27 protein-coding genes are annotated in these 22,656 nt (G+C 63.9%); 10 read left to right on the forward strand and 17 right to left on the reverse strand.

What is annotated here, in order from left to right:
* Nucleotides 1-14: 14 nt before the first annotated feature.
* From nagZ to ACP7BV_RS00715, 12 genes are all read right to left on the reverse strand, one after another.
* The gene (nagZ, locus tag ACP7BV_RS00660) at nt 15-1,496 is read right to left on the reverse strand and encodes a beta-N-acetylhexosaminidase (RefSeq protein ID WP_426100456.1); all 1,482 of its coding nucleotides are present in this window, start codon (nt 1,494-1,496) and stop codon (nt 15-17) included.
* The gene (locus ACP7BV_RS00665) at nt 1,493-2,311 is read right to left on the reverse strand and encodes a carbohydrate ABC transporter permease (protein WP_426100458.1); all 819 of its coding nucleotides are present in this window, start codon (nt 2,309-2,311) and stop codon (nt 1,493-1,495) included. The genes nagZ and ACP7BV_RS00665 overlap by 4 nt, the downstream gene beginning before the upstream one ends.
* On the reverse strand, nt 2,311-3,177 hold the full coding sequence (locus ACP7BV_RS00670; protein ID WP_426100460.1) for a carbohydrate ABC transporter permease: 867 nt from the start codon (nt 3,175-3,177) through the stop codon (nt 2,311-2,313). The genes ACP7BV_RS00665 and ACP7BV_RS00670 overlap by 1 nt, the downstream gene beginning before the upstream one ends.
* Nucleotides 3,174-4,430: an ABC transporter substrate-binding protein gene (locus ACP7BV_RS00675; protein WP_426100462.1), complete on the reverse strand. Its 1,257-nt coding sequence runs from the start codon at nt 4,428-4,430 to the stop codon at nt 3,174-3,176. The genes ACP7BV_RS00670 and ACP7BV_RS00675 overlap by 4 nt, the downstream gene beginning before the upstream one ends.
* A 15-nt stretch (nt 4,431-4,445) precedes the next feature.
* A complete protein-coding gene (locus tag ACP7BV_RS00680) occupies nt 4,446-5,456 on the reverse strand; it encodes an SIS domain-containing protein (RefSeq protein WP_426100961.1) in 1,011 nt (336 codons plus the stop codon).
* Nucleotides 5,449-6,573 carry an N-acetylglucosamine-6-phosphate deacetylase gene (gene nagA, locus ACP7BV_RS00685; protein WP_426100464.1) on the reverse strand — a complete coding sequence of 375 codons (1,125 nt, stop codon included), beginning with the start codon at nt 6,571-6,573 and terminating at the stop codon, nt 5,449-5,451. The genes ACP7BV_RS00680 and nagA overlap by 8 nt, the downstream gene beginning before the upstream one ends.
* Nucleotides 6,570-7,304 carry a GntR family transcriptional regulator gene (locus tag ACP7BV_RS00690; RefSeq protein ID WP_426100466.1) on the reverse strand — a complete coding sequence of 245 codons (735 nt, stop codon included), beginning with the start codon at nt 7,302-7,304 and terminating at the stop codon, nt 6,570-6,572. The genes nagA and ACP7BV_RS00690 overlap by 4 nt, the downstream gene beginning before the upstream one ends.
* Nucleotide 7,305: 1 nt before the next feature.
* Entirely contained in the window at nt 7,306-8,178 is an 873-nt protein-coding gene (locus ACP7BV_RS00695) for a BadF/BadG/BcrA/BcrD ATPase family protein (protein WP_426100468.1), read from the reverse strand.
* Nucleotides 8,179-8,510: 332 nt separating this feature from the next.
* Nucleotides 8,511-8,774: a hypothetical protein gene (locus ACP7BV_RS00700; protein ID WP_426100470.1), complete on the reverse strand. Its 264-nt coding sequence runs from the start codon at nt 8,772-8,774 to the stop codon at nt 8,511-8,513.
* A 44-nt stretch (nt 8,775-8,818) separates the two neighbouring features.
* Complete coding sequence (locus ACP7BV_RS00705) at nt 8,819-9,064, reverse strand: hypothetical protein (protein ID WP_426100472.1); 246 nt, start codon at nt 9,062-9,064, stop codon at nt 8,819-8,821.
* A 436-nt stretch (nt 9,065-9,500) separates the two neighbouring features.
* The gene (locus ACP7BV_RS00710) at nt 9,501-9,767 is read right to left on the reverse strand and encodes a hypothetical protein (RefSeq protein ID WP_426100474.1); all 267 of its coding nucleotides are present in this window, start codon (nt 9,765-9,767) and stop codon (nt 9,501-9,503) included.
* Nucleotides 9,768-9,840: 73 nt separating this feature from the next.
* A complete protein-coding gene (locus ACP7BV_RS00715) occupies nt 9,841-10,107 on the reverse strand; it encodes a hypothetical protein (protein ID WP_426100476.1) in 267 nt (88 codons plus the stop codon).
* 172 nt (nt 10,108-10,279) lie between these two features.
* Between ACP7BV_RS00715 and ACP7BV_RS00720 the strand changes: the two genes are divergently transcribed.
* The 9 genes from ACP7BV_RS00720 (at nt 10,280) to ACP7BV_RS00760 (ending at nt 17,749) form a co-directional block, all read left to right on the forward strand.
* Entirely contained in the window at nt 10,280-11,206 is a 927-nt protein-coding gene (locus tag ACP7BV_RS00720; RefSeq protein ID WP_426100478.1) for a LysR family transcriptional regulator, read from the forward strand.
* 300 nt (nt 11,207-11,506) lie between these two features.
* Nucleotides 11,507-11,692: a hypothetical protein gene (locus tag ACP7BV_RS00725; protein WP_426100480.1), complete on the forward strand. Its 186-nt coding sequence runs from the start codon at nt 11,507-11,509 to the stop codon at nt 11,690-11,692.
* Nucleotides 11,693-11,850: 158 nt separating this feature from the next.
* Entirely contained in the window at nt 11,851-12,336 is a 486-nt protein-coding gene (locus ACP7BV_RS00730) for a hypothetical protein (RefSeq protein WP_426100482.1), read from the forward strand.
* 75 nt (nt 12,337-12,411) lie between these two features.
* Complete coding sequence (locus ACP7BV_RS00735) at nt 12,412-14,022, forward strand: AAA family ATPase (RefSeq protein WP_426100484.1); 1,611 nt, start codon at nt 12,412-12,414, stop codon at nt 14,020-14,022.
* A 1-nt stretch (nt 14,023) separates the two neighbouring features.
* Nucleotides 14,024-14,722, forward strand: a complete 699-nt coding sequence (locus tag ACP7BV_RS00740) for a general secretion pathway protein GspB (RefSeq protein ID WP_426100486.1) — start codon at nt 14,024-14,026, stop codon at nt 14,720-14,722.
* 19 nt (nt 14,723-14,741) lie between these two features.
* Entirely contained in the window at nt 14,742-15,317 is a 576-nt protein-coding gene (gene mobB, locus ACP7BV_RS00745) for a molybdopterin-guanine dinucleotide biosynthesis protein B (protein WP_426100488.1), read from the forward strand.
* Between the two features lie 20 nt (nt 15,318-15,337).
* Entirely contained in the window at nt 15,338-15,538 is a 201-nt protein-coding gene (locus ACP7BV_RS00750) for a YjfB family protein (protein ID WP_426100490.1), read from the forward strand.
* Between the two features lie 243 nt (nt 15,539-15,781).
* Entirely contained in the window at nt 15,782-16,060 is a 279-nt protein-coding gene (locus ACP7BV_RS00755) for a DUF2282 domain-containing protein (RefSeq protein ID WP_426100492.1), read from the forward strand.
* An 18-nt stretch (nt 16,061-16,078) separates the two neighbouring features.
* Nucleotides 16,079-17,749, forward strand: coding sequence for a DUF692 family multinuclear iron-containing protein (locus tag ACP7BV_RS00760; RefSeq protein WP_426100494.1), 1,671 nt, complete (start codon nt 16,079-16,081; stop codon nt 17,747-17,749).
* A 21-nt stretch (nt 17,750-17,770) separates the two neighbouring features.
* Here the strand turns inward: ACP7BV_RS00760 and ACP7BV_RS00765 are convergent, their stop codons facing one another.
* From ACP7BV_RS00765 to ACP7BV_RS00785, 5 genes are all read right to left on the reverse strand, one after another.
* Nucleotides 17,771-18,058, reverse strand: a complete 288-nt coding sequence (locus ACP7BV_RS00765) for a DUF883 family protein (RefSeq protein ID WP_426100496.1) — start codon at nt 18,056-18,058, stop codon at nt 17,771-17,773.
* 137 nt (nt 18,059-18,195) lie between these two features.
* Nucleotides 18,196-18,417: an RNA-binding S4 domain-containing protein gene (locus tag ACP7BV_RS00770; RefSeq protein WP_426100498.1), complete on the reverse strand. Its 222-nt coding sequence runs from the start codon at nt 18,415-18,417 to the stop codon at nt 18,196-18,198.
* Between the two features lie 41 nt (nt 18,418-18,458).
* Complete coding sequence (locus ACP7BV_RS00775) at nt 18,459-18,914, reverse strand: hypothetical protein (RefSeq protein ID WP_426100499.1); 456 nt, start codon at nt 18,912-18,914, stop codon at nt 18,459-18,461.
* Nucleotides 18,875-20,266, reverse strand: coding sequence for a class II fumarate hydratase (fumC, locus tag ACP7BV_RS00780; protein WP_426100501.1), 1,392 nt, complete (start codon nt 20,264-20,266; stop codon nt 18,875-18,877). The genes ACP7BV_RS00775 and fumC overlap by 40 nt, the downstream gene beginning before the upstream one ends.
* A gap of 163 nt (nt 20,267-20,429) precedes the next feature.
* Nucleotides 20,430-21,146, reverse strand: coding sequence for a tetratricopeptide repeat protein (locus ACP7BV_RS00785; protein WP_426100503.1), 717 nt, complete (start codon nt 21,144-21,146; stop codon nt 20,430-20,432).
* 251 nt (nt 21,147-21,397) lie between these two features.
* Here ACP7BV_RS00785 and ACP7BV_RS00790 point away from each other — a divergent pair, with 251 nt between their 5' ends.
* Nucleotides 21,398-22,417, forward strand: a complete 1,020-nt coding sequence (locus ACP7BV_RS00790) for a type IV pilus assembly protein FimV (RefSeq protein ID WP_426100505.1) — start codon at nt 21,398-21,400, stop codon at nt 22,415-22,417.
* The last annotated feature ends 239 nt before the right edge of the window (nt 22,418-22,656 follow it).

Consider the following 22,656-nt stretch of genomic DNA (forward strand, 5'->3'; position numbering starts at 1 on the left):
TGTTCTGACGGGTGTTAGGCGAAACCGGGCACCGGCACCGTGCCGTTCGCTTCCAGCGTGCCGGCCAGCCAGGCCTCGACCGCGTCCAGCGCCGGAGCGGCAAAACCGTAGGTGATCAGGGCGGGCGCCTCGATGTCGAGCGCCTGGTACGGATTCCACAGCGCCAGGTGCAGGTCCGGCTTCCAGCTGTCGCGCGCGTTGGGGCCATAGCGCAGGCGCGAGGTCGACGCCAGGAACACGAAGCGGCCATCGTCCGGCAGCGTCGACCAGTCGAACGTTTCGGCATCGGTAAAGGTGACCATGTCGACGTCGTACAGGCGCCCCAGCATGCTCGCCACCACCGCCGCCGGTACACCCGCTTCGGACACGCCGTCGCTCACCACATCGCGGCGCACCACCAGGCGCACCTTGCCCCCGGCCGCAGGGCGCTGGGGCTTGCCGCGCGCCGTCAGGCTGCGGCGCCAGCCGTGCGCCATCACCAGCCGGTCGGCCGCGTCTTCCATGTAGGCGCGCCCCTGGCACGGGTAAGCGTCGGCCAGCGTGGCCAGGCGCGCCAGGCGCTCGTTCACTTCGGCCATGGGCAGTTGGCCCGATTCGATCGCCTCGGCAATTGCGGCGATGGTCTCAAGCTGGGTGTCGAGTGTGCCCAGCGCCATGACCATGTCGGCGCCGGCCAGCAGTGCGCGCACGGCCGCCGGGCCGGCGCCGTAGCGCCCGGCAATCGCGTGCATGTCCATGCCGTCGGTGATGATCACGCCGCGGTAGTCCCATTCGGTGCGCAGCAGGTCGTGCAGGATGCGGCGCGACATTGTGGCCGGGAACTCCGCGTCCAGCGCGGGATAGATGATGTGCGCCGTCATGATGGCCGGGGCGCGGTTGCCGACCATGCGGAAGGGCTTGAATTCGAACTCTTCCAGTTCCTGCAGCGGCTTGTTCACGGTGGGCAGGTCGCGGTGCGAGTCGACATGGGTGTCGCCGTGGCCGGGAAAGTGCTTCACGCAGCAGGCCACGCCTTCGGACGTGCTGCCTTCCATCCAGGCCAGCGCCAGTTCGGTGGCGCGCTGTGGCTCGGCCCCAAAAGAGCGCTCCGCAATCACGGGATTGTGCGGGTTGTTGTTCAGGTCCAGCACGGGCGCGAAGTTCCAGTTGAACCCCATGGCCTTGACCGCGCGCGCCACTGCCGCGCCAATATCGCGCGCCAGCGCCACGTCGTCGGCTGCGCCCAGGCCCATCGCCGCCGGCGGCGCCGGCACCCAGGTCGAGCGCACCACGGCGCCGCCTTCCTGGTCGAGCGCAATGAGCGCTTGCGGCCCCATCGCCGCGCGCAGATCAAACGTCAAGCGCGCGAGCTGCTCCTGGTTGCTCATATTCCCGCGAAACAGGCACACGCCGCGCACGCGGTTCTCGCCAATCAAGGCGGCGGTGGCGGCATCGAGTTCGGTGCCGGGAAACCGGATCATGATCAGTTGACCGGCAAGTTGATGGTATTGGTTCATTTGACTGCTCCGTCCATGCCGCGCATGAAAAATCGTTGAGTGAAAAGGAAAGCGGCCAGCGTCGGCAAGATGGTCAGCACGGTGCCCGCAGCAATCACGCGGGTGCTGCTGCCAAAGGTGCCGCGCAGGTACAGCACGCCGACCGACAAAGGAAATTCATCCGGTTTGCTCATGACGATCGAGGGCCAGATATATTCGTTCCACGCCTCGACCGCGGTGAGGATGCCGACCGTGGCCAGCCAGGGCGCCACCAGCGGCAGCATAATTTTGGTAAAAATGGTCCACTCCGAGGCGCCGTCCACGCGCGCCGCGTCGACCAAATCTTGCGGCACTTCCTCGAAGGCTTGCTTGAGCAGCAAAATGGCCACCGCCGTCACCACGTTGGGCAAAATCACGCCGGTATAGGTGTCTACCAAACTCAGTTTGGTGACCGTGATGAAGTTGACCAGGAAGTTCACTTCCGACGGCAGCACCAGCGTGGCGAGGATAATCCCGAACACCAGCTTGCGGCCCCGGAAATGCATGCGCGCCAGCGGGTAGGCGGCCAGCGAACAAAGCGCCAGCTTCCAGAACACCGTGCAGGCGGCAATCAGCAGCGAATTCTTGAAAAACGAGAGCATCGGAATCGCGTGGAACACTGCGGCGAAGTTTTCCAGCGACGGCGCGCGCGGCCAGAAGGTCGGCGGAAAGGCGAACACATTGCCCTCGGTGGACAAGGCCGTGACCAGCGTCCACCAGAATGGAAACACGCACACCACGGCCAGCAGGCACAGAATCAGGTAGTGGCCGGCGATCTTGACAGGGCGCGCGCGCATCAGCGGTGCCTCGGCTTCAAGTAGCGCAGGCACACCAGCGCGATGGCCACGCACACGCTCGAGACCACCATGCTGGCGGCCAGCGCGCGCGGCAGCTTGAGGTGCTTGAGCCCCTGGTCGTAAGCGTAGTAGAGGGCCGTGAAGGTGGAATTCATCGGGCCGCCCTGGGTCAGCACGTCGACCTCCTGGTAAGCCTTGAGCGCGGCCAGCACCGACAGGATGGAGCACACCATGATGGTGGGGCGCAGCATGGGAATGGTAATGCGCCAGAAGCGCTGCCAGGCATTGGCACCATCGAGCATGGCTGCTTCCTGCATGTCGGTGGGGATGGCCTGCAGCGCGGCCAGATACATCACCATGTACCAGCCAAGGCCGCGCCACAGCGTGACGAACATCACCGCGAACAGTGCCAGCGTGTCGTCCGTCAGCCAGCCGATGGGCGCATTGACCAGCCGCAGTTGCAGGAACACATAGTTGAGCGTGCCCTGTTCGTGGAACATGAAGCCCCACACGATGCCCACCACCGACACCGTGGTCACCACTGGCACGTAGAACGCGGCGCGAAAGTAGCGGATGCCCGGCAGGCGGTTGTTGACCAACACCGCCAGCGCGATCGCCCCTACCTGGACAAGCGGTACCATCAACAGGAACATCAGCGAATTTTTCAGGCCCGTGACGAACATCTCGTTGTCGAAAATATAGCGGAAGTTATCCAGCCCGACCCACTGCGTCGGGCGCACCAGGCTGTAGTCGGTAAAGGCGAGGTAAGAGCCGAACACCACCGGCCAGAATGAAAATACGGCCAGCAACACCAGGGCCGGCGCGAGGAACAGCCAGCCTTGCAGCGCTTGGCGGCGCGCGCTCATGGCCGCCGCCTCTGGGTTGCGAGTTTCTTGTTCCAGATGGCGACAGCCTGGTCGAGCGCAGCTTTGACGTCCTGCTTGCCGGTGACGCCCGCTTCAACCGCTTTCACCAGGGAGCGGCGTAGTTCGTCGTAGTCGTCGATGCCGGCCACGTACAGCGTACGCGAATGCGCCATCGATGCGGCGCCCGCGGCCACGGCCTTTTGCGCGGCGCCAGAGTTGGCAGGCAGCGCCAGGAAGAACGGATCGGCGGCCGCCTTGACGCTGGTCGGGAACACGCTGGCCTGCCGGGCGAACGCCAGTTGGTTGGCGTCGCCCGTGAGGTAGCGCGCAAACTTGCCGATCGCCGGCAGCAGTGCGGGATCGACCCGCGCCGGAATGGCGAAGTGGATCAGCCAGCCGCCGTCGGCAATCCCGGTCGGCCCAAGAGGCGCGGGGGCGACGTCGGTGATGGCGTAGACGTCCTGTGCATCAGCTTCGATGCGTTTGAGCGCGGTGGGCGGCGCGAGCAGCATGCCCAGGCGGCCCCCCTTGTAGGCGTCAACCACGGCGGGAAAATTATCTTCGGCGAACAGGCTTTCCTTGAGCAGGCCGCCAGCCTTGTAGGTGACGGCGAGCTTTTCCACCAGCGCGACGTGGGCGGGCGAATTGAACACCGCCTTGCCATGCTCGATGACGCCCAGGCCCTGCCACATGAACAGGCCATCGATTTTGGACAGCGCGGGCGCGATGCCGGCCTTGCCCGTTTTGGCGGCTATCTGGCGCGCAAAGGCGAGCTGCTCGTCGAACGTCGCAGGTCCCCGCGTGAGGCCCGCTTGCTTGAAAATCAGGGTATTGAAGGCAAGTACGGCGACATTGCTGTACATGGGAAAACCGTAGGTCTTGCCCTTGAAGCGCAGGTCTTCCAGCGTGCTGGGGATGTAAGTATGCTTGCCGAGAAAGGCGTCGACGGGCGTGAGCAAACCGTCGCGCGCATATTCGTCCGCCCACGGCACGTTCAGGTTGACCAGTGCGGGCGGGGTGCCGGCCACGATCCGGGTGACCAGCTTGGTCTGGATCACGTCCCACGGAAAATCGATCCACTCGACTTTGACGCCCGGGTTTGCCGCTTCGTAGGTACGCACCACCGACTCGAAATACGGCGTGAACTTGGGCTTCATGCTGAAGGTCCAGAATTCAATTTTTGTGTCGGCCCGCGCTGGCGACGTTGCGAGCGCTAGCGCCATCAATGCTGTCAGCAGTATCTTGATGTTCATTGATGGCGCAGCCTGTCAGTTGGTCTTGGTGACTTTGCTCAGGTGGCGCGGCCGGTCCGGATCCATGCCGCGCGCCTTCGACAGGTGGGCCGCCATGCTGTAGAAGGCTTGCACGGCGACGATCGGATCGAGGTCGGGCGTGGCGGCAACCGGCAGCGTCAGGTCGCGCTCGGGCACGTCCGCCGGCGCGGCCAGAATCACCTTGGCGCCGCGGGTGCGCATTTCAGCCGCCAGCTGCAACACGCCGGCCTGGGTCGGGCCGCGGGTGGCGAATATGAGCAGCGGATAGCCGTCTTCGATCAGCGCCATTGGGCCGTGCTTGATCTCGGCGCCGCTGAAAGCTTCTGCCTGCAGGGCCGAGGTTTCTTTCAGCTTCAGGGCCGCTTCAAGCGCGATCGGAAAACTGATGCCGCGCCCGACCACCATGATGTTGCGGGCCGGGGCCAGTACCTCGAGGGCCGGCGTCCAGTCGGTTTGCGCCGCGGCGCGCAGTGCGTCAGGGAGCGCTTCCAGACCGGCCAGCAGTTCAGGGTCGTTTTGCCACTGGGCGACCAGGCGCGCGCCGGCCACCAGGCTGGTGATGAAGCTTTTGGTCGCAGCGACGCTCTGTTCCTTGCCCGCGTGGAGCGGCATTGCCCATTCGGCTGCCTGCGCCAGTGGCGATTCGATATCATTGACCAGCGCGATCGTGGTCGCTTCGCCGCCGCGAAAGTAGCGCATCGGGTCCACCACGTCCGGGCTCTGGCCCGACTGCGAGACGGCGATTGCCAGCGTGTTGCGCGTTTCGATCGGCGCCTTGTTGAGCGTGATGAGCGACATCGGCAGCGACGCCACCACGCGCCCCATGCGCGCCATGATCAGGTAGGCGCAATAATTGGCCGCATGGTCGGAGCTGCCGCGCGCGATGGTCAAGGCGGTGTCGAAATTGGTGGACCTTAATTTGCGGCCAAGTTCGGCGTAGCGCTCGACATCGCTGGACAATTGCAAGGCGACGCATTCGGCGGCGGACAGGGCTTCTTCAAGCATCAGTGAGGTCACACATTTCTCCTTCTATATAAACAGCTTTGATCATCAGGTCGCGGCCCAGGACCACCATGTCGGCAAAGGCGCCGGGCGCCAGGCGTCCGCGCGCGGTTTCGCCCAGGTAGTTGGCAGCATTGGTCGACACGCGCCGCGAAGCGTCGGCCAGATCGAGCCCCAGGCCGACCAGGTTGCGCAGCGCCTGGTCCATAGTCAGAGTGCTGCCGGCCAGGGTGCCGTCGGGCAGGCGCACGCCGCCCATGCACTTTTGCACGCGGTGGCGGCCCAGCATGTAGTCGCCGTCGGGCATGCCGGTGGCGGCGGTCGAATCGGTCACGCAATACAGGTGCGGAATGGCGCGCAGGGCGACCTTGATCGCGCCCGGATGCACGTGCAGCATGTCGGGAATGATCTCGGCGTACTGGGCATGCGCCAGCGCCGCGCCGACCATGCCGGGCTCGCGGTGGTGCAAGGGGCTCATCGCGTTGAACAAATGGGTAAAACCGGCCGCGCCGTGTTCGAGCGCGGCCACGCCGTCTTCGTAGGAGCCGAGCGTGTGGCCGATCTGGACCCGGATGCCGGCGTTGGACAGTTCGCGCACCAGGCGCAGGTGGCCGGCGACTTCGGGCGCCACGGTGATCAGGCGCATCGGCGCATGCGAGCCAAGCTGCTGCACTTCGGCCAGCGTGGCGGCGCGCGCATAATTGGGCTGCGCACCGAGCTTGCCCGAATTGATATAGGGGCCTTCCAGGTGCACACCCAGGATACGGGCCGCACCCGGGCGGCGCGCGGCGCAGGCCGCGCCGATCGCTTTGAGCGCTTCGGTAATTTCGTGCGGCGGCGCCGTCATGGTCGTTGCCAGCAGCGAGGTGGTGCCATGCCTGGCGTGCATCGCGGCGATCACGTGCGGCGCGTCGCCCGCCTGCATGATGTCGCGCCCGCCGCCGCCATGCACGTGCAGGTCGATGAAGCCGGGGATGATGTAATCGTCGCCGTTCAAGGCCGGATCGACGGCGCCGCCTTCGACGGCCGTGACGCGCTCGCCGTAGCTGATGGTGCCGCTGATCCAACCGTCCGGGGTAAGGATGTTGCCACCGATATTGCCACTAAGTGCTTCGCTCATCTGCGCGACTCCGCTACGAATTCATAATAATCACTGCGGCAGTAGGAGTGCGTCAGTTCCACCGCTACGCCGCTTTCAAGATAACTGACCCGGGTAATGTGCAGCATGGCCGCCCCGGGAGGCAGGCCCGCCAGGCGCGCCTGTTCGGCGGTCGCATTCACGGCCCGGATGTGCTGCTGGGCGCGCATCGGAATGGCGCCGCGCGCTTCCAGGTAGCCGTACAGCGAATCGGTCACGCCGTACGGGTCGGGCATGTGCAGTGCCGGGATGGTACTCGTTTCTATCGCCATCACCACGTCGTCTGCCGTGCGCAGGCGCTTCAGGCGCACCACCGGCACGTTGGGCGACAGGCCCAGCGACAGCAGTTCGAGCGGCGCGGCAATGCCCAGCTTGCGTTCCAGCCAGCGCGAACCGGCGGTAAAACCGCGCTGGCTCAATTCTTCGGAAAAGCTGGTCAGGCGCGCCAGCGGCTGCTCGAGCTTGGGCGTGATGTAGGTGCCCGAGCCGCGCCGGCGCGTGAGCATGCCGCGCTCGCACAGCATGTCGATCGCCTTGCGCGCCGTGACGCGCGAGATGGCCAGCATGTCTGAGAGCATGCGCTCGGAGGGCAGCGCTTCGTTGGCGCGCCAGTCGCCGCTGGTGATGCCCGCCGAGAGCTTGTTCGCAAGCTGCACGTAAAGGGGCGTGACGCTGTCGTCATCGCGTTTGAAGTCGCTCAGCTGGGCCAGCATGTCATTTCCCCTTCAGGTGCAATGCAATCATGCGCAGCGCGCCGCTGGCCGCGTCGCCGCAGGGCGCAACGCTGCGCGCCAGCAGGGCCGCAGGCAGGTAGGCGCGCAGCGGCGCGCCAAGGCCGCCGCACAGCGCCAGCGGCAGCGTGGCCGACGGGTCGAGCGCATGGGCGATGCTGGCCACTTCAAGCGCGGCCTCGGTCAGCAAGGCGTTTGCGGTGGCGTTGGTCGGCGCGTGTTTGACGACGATGGGCGCAAGCGACGCGTAGCTGGTCTGGGTCGCCGTGCCGATCCAGACCTGGATCGCATTGCGTTCGCCGCCGCAGGCGTCGATGATCTCCTGCGCAAAGGCGCTGTTTGTCTTGCGACCGTCGATGACTTGTTGGATGTGGTTGATGGCGCGCAGTCCGATCCAGCCGCCGCTCGCTTCGTCGCCGGAAGGAAAGCCCCAGCCGCCCACTTCGCGCTCGCTGCCGTCGGGCAGCAGCGCCTGTCCTACACTGCCGGTGCCGATGGCGACAATGGTGCCTGCTTGGCCCTGGTGCGCGCCGATCAAGGTGGTAAAGCCGTCGGACGCCAGGCGCAGCGCTGCGTAGCCGGGATTGGCCGCGGCAAACTGCGCGGCCCATTGCGGGTTGTGCACGCCAGCCAAGCCCAGGCCGATGGCCGCGCTGCCGAGGGCGGGGCTGGTGATGCCGATGACAGCAAAGGCTTTGGCCACCGCATCCTGGATCGCCTGCCATGCCAGATCGATGCCGAGGGACAGGCCGGAAGGGCCGCTGGCGCCCTGAGCCAGTTCGGCGCCGTCGGCGCGCGCCAGCCGCACCCGGGTTCCCGTTCCACCGCCGTCGACGCCGATCAGATATTCAATCATGTTTGCTTTTCAAGTTCCGCTGCAAGAGTCAGGGCACTATATGTTTGGCAAACCGCAATGTCAACAGGTATTTAAGTGGTATTAAGATTTGCGGAATTGGCATTGCGGAGGCGGCCCAATTATTTATCGTAAGTGCTTGTTTATTAACAATTTATAGAAATATGCCGTTGGTATGTCTTTGGTCCGTCTTTGGTGGCAATTTGGCACGTTCTCGAAGCCTTGCTAATACCAAAGGGGGCGAAGTGGTCCGCGTCGGCAGTTGTTGACGCAAAAACGCCCTGGGCCGAATGCATGTGCATCCGGCCCAGGGCGTTGTCGTCTTGATGAGTAGATTACTTCATGATCCAGTCGAACTGACTCGCTTCGGTCGCGCGGCGGTTGCCGTTCGCGTCGGCGGCCTGGGCGCGCTTGTCGGCGCGGGCACGGGCAGCTTTTTCAGCCTGGTCGGCGACGGCTTGCGCGGCAGCTGCGGCCTGGGCTGTGGAAGCTGTGGCAGTGGCGGCGGCGGCGGCGTTGGCAACTGGCGCGTCGGCGGCGAAGACGGCGCTTGTAAAGGCGAGGGCGGCGACAGCGGTGAACAGTTTCGATGCATTCATGGTATTTCTCCTCATTGTGGCGCGCGGCGCCGATTGGCCTGCGATTACTTCATGAACCAATCAGTGTTGCCCGCTTCCGAGGCGCGGCGCTCGTTGTTCGCGTCGACTGCTTCGGCGCGGACCTTGGCGCGGGTGATCGGGGCCTTGGCGGCAGCGGCGGCCACCGCCTGGGCTGCGGCTGCGGTAGTAGCGGCGGCGGTAGCGGTGGTGGCCACCGGGGCGTCGGCGGCGAAGGCGGAAGCGGCAAAAACGAAGGCGGCAACGGCGGTGAACAGTTTCGATGCATTCATGGTATTTCTCCTGGTATTTGGTTAGTACAATTTGGTTCGTGGCGGTGACAAGCGCTGTTCGCTCATCCATGAAACGAAGTTTATATGTTGCGCCAGAGATAAAAAAGGTGACTTGAGGCAATGCCTTGTTGCGGAAACCGGGATAATGGAAGATTGCTGCTGGTGTGAGGTGCTGCAGTGAGAAGCGTAGGTCGGATAAGCGCAAGCGCAATCCGACAAGCGTCGCGTTGACGCATGTCGGATTGCGCTTGCGCTTATCCGACCTACCGTCTGATTCCGAGAACCTTTCGGGCAAAGCGATGGAACGCTGTTTTGCGCGGTGCGCAAGTGGCAGGAACGAAAAAAAACAAAAAAAAGCGCCTTGCGTCGGAAGCGTCCTCGCGGTCTGGCCGCAAGCTACGCATCCGGCGCAAGGCGCCTTCTTTTCAGATGACTGTTATTTCATGAACCAGTCGGTGTTGCCAGCTTCCGAAGCGCGGCGCTCGTTGTTCGCTTCGATGGCTTCGGCGCGCACCTTGGCGCGGGTCAGCGTGGTCTTGGCGGCGGCGGCTGCTGCAACGCTTTGTGCGGCTGCTGCTGCCTGGGCAGCGGCGGCGGCTGCGGCAGCCGTGCTCGCAGCTGGCGCGGCCGGCGCGTCGGCGGCGAAAGCGGAAGCGGCAAAGGCGAAAGCGGCAACAGCGGTGAACAGTTTCGATGCATTCATGGTATTTCTCCTGATAAGCGGCGCTCGGCGCCAGTACGATTCAATAGGGTAGGACGTATCTGCTTGCGGCTAATTACTTGCTGATCCAGTCAAACTGGCCAGCTTCGGTAGCGCGCTGATGCTTGACGGCTTCAACAGCTTCGGCGCGTACTTCAGCGCGGCTGCGGCCGGCAGCCTTGTTGACCAGCACAACCGGAATGTTCAGCGCTTGCGCGGTGACGGTCAGTTGAGCGGCCGCTGCGGCGCTCACTGCTGCGTTGGCGACGGGCGCGTCGGCGGCGAAAGCGGAACCGGCAAAAGCGATGGCGGCTACGGCGGTAAACAGTGTCGATGCATTCATGGTGTTTCTCCTGGTAGTTGGTTAGCGTCGCTTGCGGGCTTGGGGCTTACGGCTTGCGGCGGTGACAAGCGTTGTTCGCTCATCCATGAAACGAAGTCTATACGTTGCGCTCCGCGCAAAAAAGGGGAATACTGGCAATACAATGTTGCGCAAATCGGGATAATCGCCAGCCATGGATCGACTTCAATCAATGAGAGTGTTCGCCAAGGTGGTAGAACACGGCAGTTTTGCCCGCGCGGCGCAGGCGCTGGATATGTCCAATACCGTCGTTACGCGCAACGTCGCCGACCTGGAGGCGCACCTGGGCACGCGTTTGCTGAACCGCACCACGCGCAAGCTGTCGCTCACCGAGACCGGCCAGCAGTACCTGGAACGGGTCAAGCAGATCCTGAGCGACGTCGACGAGGCCGACGCGCTCGCGTCATCCTCGGCGCGCAAGGCCAGCGGAACGCTGCGGGTGTACTGCCAGACCAGTTTTGGCCAGTCGCAGTTGGCGCACCTGTTGCCGCAGTACGCCGCCAGCATGCCCGACGTGGTGCTTGACGTCACGCTGGCCGACCACACGGTCGACCTAGTCGAGGAGGGCTTCGACGTGGGCATCCTGCTGGGGCTGCAAAAGTTCGAGGCGACCATGATTGCGCGCCGGCTGGCGCTGTCAAAACTGGTGCTGTGCGCCTCGCCCGACTACATCGCGCGCAACGGCTCGCCGGCCACGCCCTACGAGGTGTCGGACCACAAGTGCCTCAATTTTGCCTTCGAACAGTTGCGTCACAGCTGGCCCGTCAGTTTTGACGGCGACACCGGCGCCAAGGGCGACATCCCCATCACCAGCCGCATGATTTCCAACAACGGCATGGTGTTGCGCCACGCGGCGCTGGCCGGCATGGGCATCATGGTGCGCTCCTCGTTTACGCTGGACGATGACTTTAGCAGCGGGCGCCTGGTGCAATTGCTCAAAGGGCATCACCTGGGCGTCATGCCGATCAACCTGGTCTACCCGAGCCGGCAATTGATGTCTTACAAGGTGCGCAGCTTTGTCGACTTCATGAGCGCCCAGTTTCCCCGTCCCGAAAGCGACCCCTGGCTCGATCTGGTTTGAGTCGTTTCTTTGCCGCCACAATTGGCGGAATAGTCGGCCGTGCGGTCCGGCGCCGTGATATATTTCTACTCGGAACTTTGTGATTCCAGAATGGTACGCCTTCTGGACTAGCCGGATACAACAACAACAAGTTGCGCGAGCAGTGTACTGCTCACCTCGAAAGCCCGCCCCGTGCGGGCTTTTTTTCGTGGTGGACGGCGCCCGGGCCCGCCCCAGTGCAATTGCAGTGAATTCATGGCTAAAACTGCGGTGCCGGTGTCATAATGTACGCAATTGCGCTACGAACGTGAGGAGAGTGACATGATTCGCTACATGGGTACACGGAAGAACATGGAAGGCGCTACCGTGTATGTGTTCGTAATCAACGGTTTGCAAAAAGAAGTGCGCGAAAGCGCGCTCAAGCAGCATCCAGGCTGTTTCGAAGCTTTGCCGGCCGCCGCCAAGGCGCAGATCGCGGCAAACCGAAGCTGGATGTCAAAGTTATAGTTCACCGAGGAGTTTTAAAATGAGTAAAGCACAAGACAGCAAGAAAGAAACGAAGAAGGAACCGGCCAAGTCGACCAAGGAAAAGAAGGACGCCAAGAAGGTCAAGAAAGACGAGCGCGCGCGCAAATAAAGCTGCGGCAATGCGCTCGGCGATCGACATGCGCGCCCGGTTGTTCACCAACGCCTGGGTTGCTGCGGCCGGGGCGCTGTTGTCGTTCGCCTGCGCCGCCAGCATGGCTGCGCCGTCGACCTTCGGTCCCGTCATCGGCAGCGCGGTGCTGTGCCGCAGCCAGCTCGACAATGCCTATTTCTACGACTACCTGTCCACCGCTTTCGGCCCGTCATACAAGCACGAAGGCGGCGCGTACTGGTTCAAGGCCGACGGCAACCTGTGGGGCACAGCCGTCACCGACGTCATGGTCAGCGACGACACGAGCGACATCATTTTCCTCGGCGCCGTCACCGACTCGGCGCCCGACAAGCTCGACGAAGCGATCCGCGCGGCGGTCGGCGTGCGCCATGACGCCACCGACAAGTCGGCCTTTCCGGTGCGCGAATCGCGCCCGGGCAGCAAGATCGTTTATTTCAAGACCAAGTCCAAGGTCTTTTGCGCCAAGTACAAGCCGCTGCCGCTACTGCGCTGACGCGCGCGGGGCGAATCTGGGTGTAGCCTTCGGCGCAACCGTCGGCAAGATTGTTGGCAAAACCGTTGGGAATCCATGTACACGCACTACTTCAGCCTGAAGCAATCGCCGTTCTCGATCGCCCCCGATCCGCGCTACCTGTTCATGAGCGAACGCCATCGCGAAGCGCTCGCGCACCTGCTCTATGGCGTGGGCAGCGGCGGCGGCTTTGTCTTGCTGACCGGTGAAATCGGCGCCGGCAAGACCACCGTGTGCCGCTGCTTCATCGAGCAGATTCCCGCCAACTGCAAGCTCGCCTATATCTTCAACCCCAAGCTGACGGTTGAAGAACTGCTGCTGTCGATCTGCGACGAGTTTCGCATCGCGCTCACGCTGCCGGGCGCCGGGCCGGTCAGCGTCAAGACGTACGTGGACGCGATCAACGTGCATCTGCTGGCCAGCCACGCCGGCGGCAAGAACAATGTGCTGATCATCGACGAAGCGCAGAACCTCTCGGCCGACGTGCTCGAACAACTGCGCCTGCTCACCAATCTCGAGACCAACGAGCGCAAGCTGCTGCAAATTATCCTGATCGGCCAGCCCGAACTGCGCACCATGCTGGCGCGGCCCGAACTCGAACAGCTGGCGCAGCGCGTGATCGCGCGCTATCACCTGGGCTCCTTGTCCGAGCTTGAGACGGGCAGCTACATCGCGCACCGGCTGGCCGTGGCCGGCGCGGTCGCCTCCACCCCGTTTCCGCGCGCGCTGATCCCGCGCATCCACCAGCTCAGCCATGGCGTGCCGCGCAGGATCAACCTGCTGTGCGACCGCGCGCTGCTCGGCGCCTATGTCGAGAACAGCCCGCAAGTCACGCGCACCATCTTGCGCAGGGCCGCCGATGAAGTCTTTGCCGGGCAGCCAGGCATAGCAGCGGTCAAACCGCGCTGGCCGCTGGTGGCGCTGGCCGTACTGGCCGCAGCCGCGGTCAGCGCAGCAGCTGCCTGGCACTTGCGTCCGCAGGTCGCCGCGCCGGCGCCCACGGCCGCCGTACCCGTGCTGCCTTTCCCGGCGCCGGCGCCGGCGCCAGCGGCGCGCGTGCTGCCAACGGCCGCGCCGTTTGCCCACAGCGACGAACAGCTGGCGCTGCGCGAGCTGGCGTCATTGTGGGGGAAGGCGCTGCCCGCCGGCGACGTCTGCCAGGTCAGCGCAAGACTCAATGTGCGCTGCCACCAGGGCAAGGGCGGCCTGTATGAACTACGCCTGCTCGACCGACCGGCCATCCTCACGCTGCGCGATGGCGGCGCGGTCAGTTACGCGGTGCTGACCGCCATGGACGACGCCAGCATCACCCTGCGCCAAAATGGCAAGAGCCAGACCATTGGCGTGGCCGCGCTGGCGGCGCGCTTTGACGGCGCCTTCACCACGTTCTGGAGCATGCCGCGCGCTTTCCGCGACCAGGTCGCGCGCGGCGAGCAGGGGCCAGATGTGGACTGGATCGCGGCCCGCCTGGCCCAACTCAATGGCACGCCAACGCCCCCCGCCGGCGTGCCGCTCGACGCGACTTCGCTGGAACAGCTGCGCCGCTTCCAGGCGCAGCAAAACCTGAAGGCGGACGGCGTGGCCGGACCGCGCACCTACATGCGCCTGAACCAGCTGTCGGGCGTCGCCGAGCCGCGCCTGCTCGCTGCCAGAACGGGAAAAAAATAAGATGTCCTATATTCTCGAAGCCCTCAAAAAAGCCCAGGCCGAACGCCAGCTTGGCAGCGCACCGACTTTACACGCCATGCCGATCCAAGCAGCGGCTCCGGCTCACGCCGCCACCTCGCGCACGGCGCTGTGGATTGCGCTCGGCTGCGCCGCCGTGCTGGCCGCGGGCGGCGCTGTCGCGTGGTGGCGGAACGCGGCGCCCGCCGCGCCGGCCGTGCTGGCGGTGCAGCCGGCGCCGGCCGAGCCGCCCGTGCTGGTGGCCGCGCCGCAGCCGCCGCCGGTGATCGTCGTGCCTCCGGTGCCGGTGCCGGTGGCCGCGCCCGCGCCTGTGCCACTACCCGCGCCTCTGCCTGCGCGGGTAGCGGCGCCGCCCGTCCCGCCGCCCGTCGCGCCTGCGCTGGCGCGCGCGGCGCCCATGCCGGCTCAGGCCAAAACGCCGCCACCCGCGCCGGAGCCGAGCGCACCCGAGGAAAACCTGCCCTTCATGAGCCAGTTGCCCGAGCCCCAGCGCGGCGAGCTGCCGAAGGTCACCTTTGGCGGCTATATGTACTCGAAAAACCCCGCTGACCGGCTGCTACTGATCGACAAGGTGCTGCGCCACGAAGGCGAGGAGGTCGCCCCCGGCCTGATCCTCGAGCAGCTCTTGCCCAAAGCGGCGGTGATGAACTATCGCGGCACGCGATATCGGGTTGCCTATTAGCGTTATAAAGACAAATATCTTGACCATCACTTTGAAAGGAGCAGGCATGCACAAGGTCCTCGGCGTCGTCGGCTGGTCGGGCAGCGGCAAGACGGTGCTGCTTGAATACCTGGTGGCGCATCTGGCGGCCGACGGGCTGCGCGTAAACGTCATCAAGCACAGCCATCACGACATCATGCTTGAGCCCCCGCACAAGGACAGCGCACGCCTGCGCATGGCCGGCGCGGCCGAAGTCATGATTGCCTCGCCATTTCGCGTGGCGGTGATCCGCGAACTGCGCGGCGCGCCCGAGCCTTCGCTTGGCGAGCAGCTGGCGCGCCTGACGCCGGCCGACCTGACGCTGGTCGAAGGCTATAAATGGGAGAGCGTGCCCAAGATCGAGGTGCATCGCCCTTCGCTGGGGCAGCCGGCGTTGTATGCGAACGACGCCCATATTGTCGCCGTCGCCGCCGACGTGGCCCGACCCGACGGCGTCAAAGCTGACGTCGCCTGGCTCGACCTGAACGCGCCTGCCACCGTGCTGGCATGGGTGCGTCAGCATCTATCTGAAAATAATCCTCAAGTTTTTGAAAATCGCGCCGTCAATCAAAGATAGGCCGAACTACGGAGGAAGTCATGGATGTCGCTTCATTAGCAAACCTTTCCAGCAGCGTTGCGGAAACCGGTGTCAAGCAGGAGGTCGGGCTGGCCGTGCTCAAGCGTGCCCAGCAAATTCAAGCCTCCACCGCGGCCCAGCTGATCAACTCCGTATCGTCGCCGCCGACGCTGCAAAACCTGCCTGCCCACCTCGGCAACACGATTAACACGAGCGCCTGACTGTTTTTTTTGGCCGCGGCTTGTCAACACAACGCGGAGGGGCCGCGTTATTGTCGATAGCCGCTCGCCCACCATATAGGCGTTACGCTGAGCCCGGCTACCTCCCGCAGTGGAGGAGCCGGGCTTTTTTCGTTGAAGTGAAAGCAAACGTAAAAGTGTAGTATGGTAACTATCGTGCTGCCACAATGGACTACATCATGGAAACAGCGAAATTCAATCAAAACCAACAATGGGGACAATCCAATGAATAAACGTCAAGTTGTCATTGCCACCGCGCTCGCAGGTGTCTGCGTGCTGACCGTCGCGGTCGCCGATGCCAAGCCGAACATGGCCAAAAAGGGCTCGCAGGAAAAATGCTACGGCGTTGCCAAAGCGGGCCAGAATGATTGCTCCAGCGCCGACGGCTCGCACAGCTGCGCCGGCCAGGCCACGGTCGATAAGGACAAGAACGAGTGGAAGCATGTGGCCAAGGGCACCTGCGTGAAGGTTGGCGGGACCCTGGCCGTCGAAACAAGCAAGTAATACCGCGGCGCCGACAGCGTGACGTCATCGATGCGCGCCGCCACGGCGCCACCGCGCGTTGGCGTGGGTTTGCGCGCGCCGCACTATCGCCAGTTCCTGGAGCAACGGCCCAAGGTCGACTGGCTCGAAGTCCACACTGAAAATTTTCTCGATCGCGCGGGCTGGGAGTGGCACGTGCTGCGCCAACTGCGGCGCGACTATCCATTCAGCCTGCACGGGGTGGGCCTAGGCCTGGGCTCGGCGCGCGGCTTTTCACTCTCCCACCTCGAGCGCGTGCGCGCGCTGGTCGAGCAGGTCGAACCGATGCTGGTCTCCGAACACCTGTGCTGGGGCGCGGTGCAGGCACGCCAGTTGAACGACCTGCTGCCGCTGGCGCTGGACCAGGCCACGCTGGCGCTGCTGTGCGAACGCGTGGGCCAGGTGCAAGATTGCCTGGGCCGCCCCATCCTGCTGGAGAACGTCTCGACCTACGTGCGGTTTCATGCCGATGCGATGAGCGAGACCGAATTCATGGCCGCGCTGGCGCAGCGTACGGGGTGCGGCTTGCTGCTGGATGTGAACAACCTGTACGTCAACCAGTGCAATCATGGCGAGGATGCCATGGCCGCCCTGGGGGTGCTTGCGCCGGGGACGGTGGGCGAAATGCACCTGGCCGGGCACCTGGTGACGCCGGCGGCGGTGATCGACCATCATGGCGCGCAGGTGGCGCCGCAGGTGTGGGAGCTGTACCGGGCGGCCGTGGCGCGGTTCGGGGCGGCGCCCACTCTCATCGAGTGGGATACCGATGTCCCGGCGCTGGAAGTGCTGCTGGCCGAAGCGGAAAAGGCGCGCGTGATCGCGGCTGGTCAAGCCATAGGACAAGACGTGGCACAACACACTGCGCACCCGACCATCTGGTGGAAGTGTGCCGGACTCGGCGAGTCTCCGGCTGTTTCGCCCCACAGTGTGCAAGAGGCGTTTGCGCGAGCGCTTACCGACGTGGACAGCGAGGGCGAACTCCTCGTGCACCTCAAATCCGGTAACCCTTCCGAGCGCCTGGGCCTGTACCGGGGCAACCTGACCGCCACCTGGAACAAGGTGCTCTGCGCGGCATTTCCCATTGTGCGCGCACTGGTCGGCGACGACTTCTTCACTGCCCTCGCGCGCGCCTACGGTCTGGCTCACCCGTCCGACAACGCCGACCTGCATCACTTCGGCGCCAGCTTCGCCGATTTTTTGGCCCTCTTCGAACACGTCGCCGACTATCCCTATCTACCCGACATGGCGCGCTTTGAATGGTTGCTACACCGCGCCCACTACGCGCCAGACGGCGCCGCGCTGAGCGCTGCAGCGCTGTCGGCCCTGTCGCCGCAAGAGTTTGAAGATGCCCGCTTCGCGCTGCATCCCGCCTGTGCCCTGTTCGCGTCAAGCTGGGCCATCGCGCAACTGTGGCAAGCGCACCAGGCCGATAGCGGCGCCGTCTTTCCGCAAGCGATGGCAACGCCGTGCACCGCAGCGATCGTTCGCCCCGCATGGAAAACCACCGCAGTCGCGCTCACCGCCGCCAGCCACGCAGCGCTGCTGGCGCTGGCCAGCGGCAGGACAATGGGAGAAGCGCTCGACGCCGCCTTCGACCTCGACGATGCTTTTGACCTTGCGGCAAACCTGAACGTGTGGCTGGAAGAGGGAATGCTGGCGGCACCGGCATGACAGCCGGTGCGCCTGCGGGAATTACGTGAGGAAGGCGCGCATGATGCGCGCTTCGCCGCTATGTTCGGCGTGCAGGTGGCTGGCGGCATGGGTCGCTTCGATCATGCGGCCCAGCTTGGCGTCTTCGAAACGGGCCAGCTCTTCGGTGGCCGCATTTAAGGCAAGCGCGAGTTTGGCGCGCGCGCTCTGGTACAGAACGCTGGTGTACTGGTCTGTATTTTTAAGCAATTCCTCCGCATTTTCGATTACGAGGCGCAAGTCGCCGATCAGGCGTTCCTGCGTTTGGGGGTTTTGTTCCGGGCTGTCCATGGCGGCCACCTTCAACCGGTTGGTAACGTCTTATAATATAAGCAAGCAAGAACTTCCGTGTTTGTCAGGGCGCAAACAGTGACAAGCCGCTGCCGCCGTCACGCTGCCGGCGTATTTCATATTCCCCAAACGCCCAGTTAATGAACCTCGTTCACGCTGATCCGCACGTCCCCCACCAGCACCACTTGGCCGGCGCGAATCTTGGCAGTCTTGCGCAATTCCTTCTTGCCGTCGACCTTGACGACGCCGCTGGCGACCATGTTCTTGCCGGCGCCGCCGCTGTCGCACAGCCCTGAGAGCTTGAGCAACTGATTGAGTTCAACGAATTCGCCCGCAAGGTCGAAAGTGAGATTTTGCATTTAATTCCTGGATATCTTGTTAAGTCGCCCGATTGCGCAGTTTACAGGAGAACCTGGAACCTGGCGTCGGCACGCGGGTAGCACTTGCCGGCCATGGGTGCCAGCTCGCGCGAAAAGTCGACCGCGCCAACCACCATATTCTTGTTCGTAAACACCAGCAGCGTGACGCCGTCATCTTTCTTGACGTTGGAATGCGCGTCTGAATTCCATGCGAAACCGAGCAGGGCGCTCGTCGCCTTGGCATCCGAATAGGGACCCAGGATGCACACGCGCGTCCACGCAAACGGAATCGATTTCGGCAAGTCGATCACCTTGTTGCCGGAGGCGGCAAAGTCGCGCCTGATGGCCGCTTCAAGGTCATGCTTGCGCGCGAACCAGAGGTACGCCGCCAGCAGCGCTGCCAGCACCAGCAGCCAACTCCAGCGTGCCAGCGACGCTGGCCTGCTTGCCGCGCGCGTCACAGGCCGGGGCGCGTCATCGCGATCGGCACGATCCATTCATGGAACTGTTGCTCGGTCACGAACCCCAACGCCAGCGCCGCCTGCTTGAGCGTGCTGCCTTCGTGCTGCGCCTTTTTGGCAATCTGCGCCGCCTTGTCGTAGCCGATATGCGGCGCGAGCGCGGTCACCAGCATCAGCGAGCGCTCCATCAGTTCGCCGATGCGTTCGCGGTTCGGTTCGATGCCGTGCGCGCAGTGCACGTCGAACGAGCGCATGCCGTCGGCCAGCAGGCGCGCGCTTTGCAGAAAATTATGCGCGATCATCGGCTTGAAGACGTTCAGTTCAAAATTGCCCGAAGCGGCGCCGATGGTCAGCGCGACATCATTGCCGAACACCTGGCAGCACAGCATCGTCATCGCTTCGCACTGGGTCGGGTTGACCTTGCCCGGCATGATGGAGCTGCCCGGCTCGTTTTCGGGGATGGTGATTTCGCCCAGGCCGGAGCGGGGACCGGACGCCATCCAGCGCACGTCGTTGGCGATTTTCATCAAGGCCGTGGCCAGCGTTTTAAAGGCGCCGTGCGCGCCCACCAGCGCGTCGTGGCCGGCCAGCGCCGCAAATTTGTTGGGCGCCGACTTGAACGACAGCCCCGTGCGCGAGCCCAGTTCGGCGGCGATGCGGTTGGCAAAGTCGGGATGGGCATTCAAGCCCGTGCCGACCGCCGTGCCGCCGGCGGCCAATTGCAGCAGGCCGGGCAGGGCGTGCTTGAGCGCGTGCTCGGAATACTCGAGCTGCGCCACATAGCCCGAAAACTCTTGCCCCAGCGTGAGCGGGGTGGCGTCCTGCAAATGGGTGCGCCCAATCTTGACAATGTCCATAAATTCGCGCGACTTGATCATCAAAGTGCCGCGCAGCTTGGCCAGCGCCGGCAGCACCGCGTGCGTGACGGCGGCGGCGGCGGCCACGTGCATCGCAGTCGGGAACATGTCGTTCGAGGACTGGCCCATGTTGACATGGTCGTTCGGATGGAGCAGGCGCGCTTCGCCGCGCTGGCCGCCGAGCAATTCGGAGGCGCGGTTGGCCAGCACTTCATTCATGTTCATGTTGCTTTGGGTGCCGGAACCGGTCTGCCAAACCACCAGCGGAAATTCGTCGGGATGGGCGCCGCCCAGCACTTCATCGGCCGCGCGCATGATGGCGTCGGCCTTGTCGGCCGGCAGCAGGCCGAGCGAGCGGTTGACGGCGGCCGCGGCGCGCTTGACCTGGGCCAGGGCAGCCACCAGTTCGGGCGCCATGCGCTCGGTCGAAATGGCGAAATGCAGCAGCGAGCGCTGGGTCTGCGCGCCCCACAAGTGCGCGGCGGGCACGTCGATGGGGCCGAAACTGTCCTTTTCGCTTCTCGTTTCCATAGCGGCATCCTGTTTTGTGTGGTGTTTGGATTAACGAGTTTACTCCAAAGGTCACCAGACAGTCAGATGCCGGCATCCGGCCACAGTCGTACCTGTGGGGCCGGAACCAGTCTATCGCCTCTGCTGGAGCGGTTCGACGAGCCGGCGCATCGATCCCATCCTTTTATTCCGTGAAGCTCGTGATGCGCACACCGGCGTCCTTAGCAAAACCGGTCCATCTGGCAGCTTCAGCCGCATCGCGCGGCACGCCCTGTCCCACCGAATACATGTAGCCGATGCGTTCCTGGGCCACGCCGTTGCCCGCTTCAGCAGCTTTCAGGTACCAGGCCGCCGCCTTGATAAAATCGCGTTCGCAGCCGCGGCCGGTGCGCAGCATGGAGGCCACATTCACTTGCGCCGGGACGTTGCCGGCCTCGGCCGCCTTCAAAGCCCACTTGAACGCCATTTTGGGGTCTTTGGCAACGCCATTGCCCGAGTCGTACAGGACGGCCAAGTTGGCCATGGATGCAGCGTCTCCCTTCTCGGCAGCCGCTTTGAAAAGCTTTGCCGCCGCTACAGGTTCCTTCGGCCCGCCTTCGCCTTGTAAATGCATTACTGCAAGATTGAACTGCGCCTTGCCCTCATTCTGATCGGCCGCTTTCTGGTACCAGATGCGGGCCATCGCCAGGTCCTCGGTTACACCGGCTCCTTTTTCGTAAAGCACGCCCAGGTTGAACTGCGCCACGGGATCGTTTGCTTCAGCGGCCTTGTGCGTCACTGCGAATGTTTTCGCTTGCGCATCCATGGCGCTTTTCAGTGCGGTCGAGGCATCCGCATGAACAACGGGCGCAACGAGAACACTGAATGCAACAGCGACTGTGGAGCAAAATTGCTTGAACATGGTGCCTCCTGGGTTTAGTTATTAGCCGGAAAGTTTATTTTATCTCTGCAATTTTTGTTGTCTACAAATAATTTGAACATGGTCATGTTCTGTTGTTTTCCGGCATTGCTGCGCTGTAGGACGGGATTCATTTCCATAGCGGCATCCTATTTAGTTCGGCTTTCGGATTAAAGTGTTCATCCCAATGCGCGTTAATGTAGGTAAGGCTACAAATTTTGATGGCCGCAACTGAAACGACTGACTTGATTCCTATGCACCCGCTCCGATTCGCCCACGCCCTCCGCCTGTGCGGCGCCCTTGTTTTCAGCGGCATGCTGGCCTGCGCCCAGGCCGCCGAACTGGGCGAACCGGTGGTGCGCTCGCACCTGGGCCAGCCCTTGATCGCCGACGTCGAACTGAGCGCGCTGGCGGAACCCGGTACGCCGGTCTCCGTGCGCCTTTCCAGCGCCGACGTCTACAAGGGCGCCAACATCGCCATGCATCCGGTCCTGGGCAGCCTGAACCTGTCGGTGATGCGGCGCGATGGCCGCCAGTTCCTGCATGTCACGTCGGTCAAGCCGGTCGACTCCGACGCCGTGCACCTGTTCCTGGATTTGGTTGATGGGAACCGGCGCAACGTACGCGCGGTGACCTTGTGGATCACGCCCGATCCCGCGCCCGCGCCACGGCCGGCGGCGGTGCCGCTTTCAACCCCGACCCCGCTGGCCGTCGCTGCCGTCGCCGAACCTGCGCGCGCCGCGCCAGCCGCGCCAGCCCGCATTGCGCCGCCCCAGCCTGCGCCGCAGGTTGAGCGATCGCGCCCGGCACGCGTGATCAAGGTCCCGTCGTCCGGCGCCGCCTGTCCCCAGCCGCAGTTTTCGCAAGAGCAGATCAAGAGCTGCGCCTCGATCGACGCCAACAACGCGCTGCTCAGCGCGCAGATTGTGGAGCTCGAAGACAAGGTCAAGCAGCTGCAAGTGGCCATGGAAGGCAAGCATGCCGCGCCGGACGCCACGCTCCACAAGGCTGAACCAGCGCCGCCGCCAGCGCCGGCGCTGGCCAAGCCAGTGGTCAAACCTGCCGCCGGTTTTCCGTGGCTGCTGGTGATCGGCATCGTACTGGCCTTGCTGGCGATCGGCGGCGCTGTCTGGTTCATGCTCAGCCGCCGCAAAGGCAAGACGGTGGAGACGGCCGCGGCCGATTCAGTGGCCTGGTATGCGCGCCTGGCCAATCCCTTCCGGCGCAAGGCCACCGTGGCGGCCGTGGTGGCGGAAGCGACGGCAGAAGCTTGAAACGGTGTTTGAAAAATAAATATTGCTTTTTTGAGGTCGCGCGCACGAACTCGTCTACACAACTTGACATTGTGCGTTATACTCTTTTCCGTTGTCACCCAGTGGCGGCAAAAAACGGAACACGGACCTGGCGCAGCCACCAACGATAGTGTGGCGCGATCAGCAGGTAATCGTTGAAGAAACGCCTGTTCTGGAAGCTGTCCGCGAGCCTACTGTGCGCAAGCGGACGCCGGATGCAA

Origin of the sequence: Massilia sp. TSP1-1-2 (genome assembly GCF_049896185.1) — a bacterium.
In the GTDB taxonomy this organism is placed as follows: domain Bacteria; phylum Pseudomonadota; class Gammaproteobacteria; order Burkholderiales; family Burkholderiaceae_D; genus Telluria_A.

Coding starts and splice junctions, on each gene's coding strand:
- nagZ (WP_426100456.1), bottom strand. CDS start 1,496: ATGAACCAATACCATCAACTTGCCGGTCAACTGATCATGATCCGGTTT.
- ACP7BV_RS00665 (WP_426100458.1), bottom strand. CDS start 2,311: ATGCGCGCGCGCCCTGTCAAGATCGCCGGCCACTACCTGATTCTGTGC.
- ACP7BV_RS00670 (WP_426100460.1), bottom strand. CDS start 3,177: ATGAGCGCGCGCCGCCAAGCGCTGCAAGGCTGGCTGTTCCTCGCGCCG.
- ACP7BV_RS00675 (WP_426100462.1), bottom strand. CDS start 4,430: ATGAACATCAAGATACTGCTGACAGCATTGATGGCGCTAGCGCTCGCA.
- ACP7BV_RS00680 (WP_426100961.1), bottom strand. CDS start 5,456: ATGCTTGAAGAAGCCCTGTCCGCCGCCGAATGCGTCGCCTTGCAATTG.
- nagA (WP_426100464.1), bottom strand. CDS start 6,573: ATGAGCGAAGCACTTAGTGGCAATATCGGTGGCAACATCCTTACCCCG.
- ACP7BV_RS00690 (WP_426100466.1), bottom strand. CDS start 7,304: ATGCTGGCCCAGCTGAGCGACTTCAAACGCGATGACGACAGCGTCACG.
- ACP7BV_RS00695 (WP_426100468.1), bottom strand. CDS start 8,178: ATGATTGAATATCTGATCGGCGTCGACGGCGGTGGAACGGGAACCCGG.
- ACP7BV_RS00700 (WP_426100470.1), bottom strand. CDS start 8,774: ATGAATGCATCGAAACTGTTCACCGCTGTCGCCGCCCTCGCCTTTACA.
- ACP7BV_RS00705 (WP_426100472.1), bottom strand. CDS start 9,064: ATGAATGCATCGAAACTGTTCACCGCCGTTGCCGCCTTCGTTTTTGCC.
- ACP7BV_RS00710 (WP_426100474.1), bottom strand. CDS start 9,767: ATGAATGCATCGAAACTGTTCACCGCTGTTGCCGCTTTCGCCTTTGCC.
- ACP7BV_RS00715 (WP_426100476.1), bottom strand. CDS start 10,107: ATGAATGCATCGACACTGTTTACCGCCGTAGCCGCCATCGCTTTTGCC.
- ACP7BV_RS00720 (WP_426100478.1), top strand. CDS start 10,280: ATGGATCGACTTCAATCAATGAGAGTGTTCGCCAAGGTGGTAGAACAC.
- ACP7BV_RS00725 (WP_426100480.1), top strand. CDS start 11,507: ATGATTCGCTACATGGGTACACGGAAGAACATGGAAGGCGCTACCGTG.
- ACP7BV_RS00730 (WP_426100482.1), top strand. CDS start 11,851: ATGCGCGCCCGGTTGTTCACCAACGCCTGGGTTGCTGCGGCCGGGGCG.
- ACP7BV_RS00735 (WP_426100484.1), top strand. CDS start 12,412: ATGTACACGCACTACTTCAGCCTGAAGCAATCGCCGTTCTCGATCGCC.
- ACP7BV_RS00740 (WP_426100486.1), top strand. CDS start 14,024: ATGTCCTATATTCTCGAAGCCCTCAAAAAAGCCCAGGCCGAACGCCAG.
- ACP7BV_RS00750 (WP_426100490.1), top strand. CDS start 15,338: ATGGATGTCGCTTCATTAGCAAACCTTTCCAGCAGCGTTGCGGAAACC.
- ACP7BV_RS00755 (WP_426100492.1), top strand. CDS start 15,782: ATGAATAAACGTCAAGTTGTCATTGCCACCGCGCTCGCAGGTGTCTGC.
- ACP7BV_RS00765 (WP_426100496.1), bottom strand. CDS start 18,058: ATGGACAGCCCGGAACAAAACCCCCAAACGCAGGAACGCCTGATCGGC.
- ACP7BV_RS00770 (WP_426100498.1), bottom strand. CDS start 18,417: ATGCAAAATCTCACTTTCGACCTTGCGGGCGAATTCGTTGAACTCAAT.
- ACP7BV_RS00775 (WP_426100499.1), bottom strand. CDS start 18,914: ATGGATCGTGCCGATCGCGATGACGCGCCCCGGCCTGTGACGCGCGCG.
- fumC (WP_426100501.1), bottom strand. CDS start 20,266: ATGGAAACGAGAAGCGAAAAGGACAGTTTCGGCCCCATCGACGTGCCC.
- ACP7BV_RS00785 (WP_426100503.1), bottom strand. CDS start 21,146: ATGTTCAAGCAATTTTGCTCCACAGTCGCTGTTGCATTCAGTGTTCTC.
- ACP7BV_RS00790 (WP_426100505.1), top strand. CDS start 21,398: ATGCACCCGCTCCGATTCGCCCACGCCCTCCGCCTGTGCGGCGCCCTT.